The organism is Desulfosarcina sp., assembly GCF_041551955.1.
GTDB lineage: Bacteria > Desulfobacterota > Desulfobacteria > Desulfobacterales > Desulfosarcinaceae > Desulfosarcina.
On the sequence record NZ_JBFELV010000434.1, the window covers coordinates 1 to 4239 of the forward strand.

General features: G+C 58.1%; 5 protein-coding genes. All 5 read left to right on the plus strand.

The window, feature by feature from the left end; all coding sequences use genetic code 11:
- A partial coding sequence (locus ABYV26_RS21880; protein WP_372683482.1) for a S8 family serine peptidase occupies window positions 1–1513 on the plus strand: 1513 nt, incomplete at its 5' end.
- A 600-nt stretch (window positions 1514–2113) separates the two neighbouring features.
- A complete protein-coding gene (locus ABYV26_RS21885; RefSeq protein ID WP_372683483.1) occupies window positions 2114–2767 on the plus strand; it encodes a hypothetical protein in 654 nt (217 codons plus the stop codon).
- Between the two features lie 27 nt (window positions 2768–2794).
- Window positions 2795–3337, plus strand: a complete 543-nt coding sequence (locus ABYV26_RS21890) for a nitrous oxide reductase accessory protein NosL (protein ID WP_372683484.1) — start codon at window positions 2795–2797, stop codon at window positions 3335–3337.
- A gap of 18 nt (window positions 3338–3355) precedes the next feature.
- Window positions 3356–3847, plus strand: coding sequence for a nitrous oxide reductase accessory protein NosL (locus ABYV26_RS21895; RefSeq protein WP_372683485.1), 492 nt, complete (start codon window positions 3356–3358; stop codon window positions 3845–3847).
- The gene (locus ABYV26_RS21900; protein WP_372683486.1) at window positions 3822–4172 is read left to right on the plus strand and encodes a hypothetical protein; all 351 of its coding nucleotides are present in this window, start codon (window positions 3822–3824) and stop codon (window positions 4170–4172) included. Before ABYV26_RS21895 ends, ABYV26_RS21900 begins: the two co-directional genes overlap by 26 nt.
- Window positions 4173–4239 lie beyond the last annotated feature (67 nt).

A 4239-nucleotide genomic window follows, 5' to 3' on the forward strand; every position in this document is an offset into this window, starting at 1 on the left:
CCAGCTGTTACGCCTGCTCCAGCAGAAAGCGACCGTCACCCAGGCGGATCTCAAGGCCCTGCTAAAAGCGGTCGGTGCCGAAAAGGTCATTCCCTTCTGGGTTTTCAACGGGATTTCCGCGCATGTGCCCGCAGGCCAGATCGAGGAAATCGCCGCCCTGCCGGGGATCCGCCAGATCCGCATGGAGCGGGTTTTCAGGCTGCAGGTGACCGATACCGTCAGCAGCGGCGTTCCCGAGTGGAACATCGAAGCTGTCCGCGCACCCGAATTGTGGGCCATGGGGTTTACCGGTCAGGGCGTGGTGGTGGCCAACATGGACAGTGGCGTGGACGTCAACCATCCGGATCTGACCGCCGGGTGGCGGGGCGGCACCAACAGCTGGTTCGACGCCTTCGACGCCAACACCACCGTGCCCCGGGATGGGGATGGGCACGGTACGGGCACCATGAGCCTGATGGTCGGCGGCGATGCCGACGGTACTGCCATTGGTGTGGCGCCGGGTGCCCAGTGGATCGCCGCCCGGGTGTTCAACGATCAGCGCCAGGCCACCACCACGACCATTCACCAGGGTTTCCAGTGGCTGCTGGATCCGGACGGCGACCCGGATACCCATGACTACCCCGACGTGGTCAACAACTCGTGGAGCATCGAGCGCGTGGACCAGTGCGATACAGAATTCGAACCCGATGTGCAGGCCCTCAAGACCTTGGGCATCGCTGTGGTGTTTGCCGCCGGCAACTATGGGCCCGACATGGCCACCAGCGTCAGTCCGGCCAACTACCCGGACAGCTTTGCCGTGGGTGCCGTGGACGATTTTTTTGAGATCGCACCCTTCAGCAGCCGCGGGCCAAACGCCTGTACGGAAGTGAATGTCGTCCCTGCCAACGACCCCGAATGCAAAAAATGCCCGAAAGCGGATGTTTTTCCTCAGGTGGTCGCACCGGGCACCAAGAACGGACCCTTTGTGTTCGGTGTCAAGACCGCCTACCGCTTCAACAGCTATCTTTTCCAGGAGGGTACCTCTTTTGCGGCCCCCCACGTGGCCGGTGCCATGGCGCTGTTGATCGACGCCTTCCCAACCATCACGGTGCCCGAACTGGAAAAAGCCATCCAACGGGGCGCCGTCGATTTAGGCGATTACGGGCCGGACGACACGTACGGCCATGGCCTGTTGGACTCGGTGCTGGCCCACGTGGAGATCCGTTGTCCCAGGGGCCGAAAGGGCCGGGACCGTGATCGTGACGGCGTTCCCAACACCTGTGACAATTGCACGAAGGTTGCGAATGAACGTCAGCGCGACACCGATGGTGATGGTTATGGGAATTTTTGTGACGCCGATCTGAACAACGATGGCATCGTGAATCTCCTCGACTTCGGCATGTTCAGGGCCGCATACGGGACCACCGACCCCCACGCTGACTTCGATGGGAACGGCATGGTGAATCTGATTGATTTCGGCATATTCAGAAGCTATTATGGACAGCCTCCAGGCCCTTCCGGACTGGTGCCCTGATTAAATCAAGGGGCCGGGAGGTTTGCATTCTCAGCGGTGTCATTCCCGCGAAAGCGGGGCGCGCAGTGAAGCATATGCGCTATCCAGAAGGAAATGTTTCGAAAAGCATGGATGCCCGCCTACGCTGGCATGACAGGAAAAACACCCTGATGCCCTGATAAAATTGGGGTAGTTGTTTGACTCAATCCGGCGGGGGTGCTAATTTATTTCGTGATCTTATGCTCATGGGGCTTTCGGCCTCAAGGCAGACGAAGGCATCGGAAACCGAAAGCTGTATCGGTTGACAACCCGGCACATACGGTAACTTTGACAGACCCGTAGAAAGTCGAAATGTCCTCTTTGTTGTCATCCCCGCGAAGGCGGGGATCCTGTATTATCATGTGCTTACAGATAGCGCTGAAACTTCACTGCACGCCCCGTCTGCGCGGGAAGGACATGATTGAGGACTTTATACGGATCTATCAACTTTGACGATTTTCCGCACCATCCATTATTGCTTCAACTGATCATGGACCTCCTCCTTGTTGGGGAGAGACACGTCTGGTGACGCTGTTCCAACGTCGTTCAGACCGAAACTCAATACAAACCTGAGGACAGATAATGATTGTCATAAAGCGTACGATGTCAAAGGCGGTCTGCAACACGACGATCTGGCTGATCATGCTGTTGCTGATGGTTGGTGGGTGCACGACCCAAGCCCTCAACCAGGATGCTGACCAGATGGGCGTTCAAGAAGATGCGGAGAAATGGGGCATCCGTTTCGAGAGCATCCGCCTGACCGGGGCGGATCATTTCGTGGATTTTCGCTTTCGCGTGATCGACCCTTTAAAAGCCGGAAACCTGCTCAGCCGAAAGGACGCGGCTTACCTGCTGCACGAACCCACCGGCAAAGCCTTTCCCGTACCCGTAACCAAGGTCGGCCCCCTGCGGGCCACGGCGGTGGGGCCCAAGCCCGGTCGCTCATACGTGATTCTCGTTTCCAACGTCAACAAGATTATCCAGCAGGGCGACCCGGTTACGGTGGTCATCGGTGAATTCAAAACCGCCGGCCTGCGCATCGGCACGGCTCGCGACAACACACCGGACCTGACGCCGGAACAGGATGCCGCATGGAAGGATCAGCGGCGCGATTTGCTGCATACTTACCAGGCATGCATGAGTGAATGTTTAAAAGACCGTGCCTGCCTGAAGCAGTGCCGTGAGGACTACGACAGCGGGCTCAATGCGGCCTACCTGAACATTCTGGACGACTGAAAAATCTGAGAAAAAAAGGAGGAACGTATGCGAAGGACAGTATTTATGGCCATGTCGGTGGTTTTCCTGAGCGGTCTGTTTTTCTTCGGCCCCCTGGGCGAATCAGCAATGGTTTGGGCCCAGGACGATATCGGCAAGCACCCGGAATGCCCCTACTGCGGCATGGACCGCAACAAGTTCGCCCATTCGCGGGTTTTGCTGACCTACGATGACGGCGTCGAAATGGGTTTCTGCTCCCTGCGCTGTGCTGCGGTGGATCTGGCCAACAACATCGACGCGGCACCAGCCAGTATCCAGGTGGGCGATTACAACACCAAGGCGCTCATCGATGCCGAACGCGCCTACTGGGTGATCGGCGGCAACAAGATGGGGGTCATGAGCAAGCGGGCCAAATGGGCATTCGCCACGAAAACCGATGCGGAAGCCTTCATCACGGCCAACGGCGGCGAACTGGCCGATTTTGAAACCGCCATCAAGGCCGCCTACACCGACTTGTATGAAGACAACCGCATGATCCGCGAGAAGCGCAAGATGATGCGCATGAAGATGCAGAAAAAAAACAAGAGCTGATTTCAGGAAAATCATACCGTGAAGAGCCTACCAATCGGCACCACTGCCGTCATCCTGTCCATCATGCTGCTCAGCGGCACCCTGGCCTGGTCGCAGGATATTGCTCCCACGCCGCCGGATAAAAGAGCCAAATGCCCGGTGTGCGGCATGTTCGTGGCCCGCTACCCGGACTGGGTGGCCCAGGTGGCCTTTGCCGATGGCACCACCGATTATTTTGACGGCGCCAAGGATATGTTCAAATACCTTTTCAATCTGGGTCAGTACCGGCCGGATAAAACCAGAGCCGACATTGCGGCCATTTTCGTCACCGAATACTACGACATGCAGGCCATCGAGGCGCGCAAGGCTTTTTTTGTGGTCGGCAGCGATGTCTACGGGCCCATGGGGCATGAACTGATCCCCTTTCATAAACACAGCGACGCCCAGGCATTTCTGACCGACCATAAGGGCAAGCAGATCCTGACGTTCCCGGAGGTGACGCCCTATGTCATCCGTCGCCTCGACCCCTAGCCTGCGTCCGCGTCCGTCCACGTTGTATGTCTCTTCGCTGCTGTCGCTGGTCCTCATGGGCATCCTCGTTGCCGCCACTGTTCACCGGGGCACTGCCGCCGACCACCGGCGCGTCCTCGCACAGCAGGCCCAACTCGTCTCCCGGCTGGACCTGACCGATCTGTGCCTGTTCACCGAAGCCCGCTACACGCGGCACCTGTCCCAGGCGGACCTTTTTTCGGCCTTTCAGGATCACCCCATGAGCTTCGAGCACTTCCCATCGGGCTCATTGACCTTGCCGCCGGTGTTGAATCGTGAGCAGTGGGCAGTGAGCAGTGAACAGTGAGTAGTGAACAGTGAGTAGTGAGTAGTGAGCAGTGAACAGTGAACAGTGAACCCAGAACCGTGAACCG

What these genes read in the sequence shown, in the direction of transcription:
- ABYV26_RS21885 (WP_372683483.1), top strand. Translation starts at nt 2,114, where the DNA reads ATGATTGTCATAAAGCGTACGATGTCAAAGGCGGTCTGCAACACGACG.
- ABYV26_RS21890 (WP_372683484.1), top strand. Translation starts at nt 2,795, where the DNA reads ATGCGAAGGACAGTATTTATGGCCATGTCGGTGGTTTTCCTGAGCGGT.
- ABYV26_RS21900 (WP_372683486.1), top strand. Translation starts at nt 3,822, where the DNA reads ATGTCATCCGTCGCCTCGACCCCTAGCCTGCGTCCGCGTCCGTCCACG.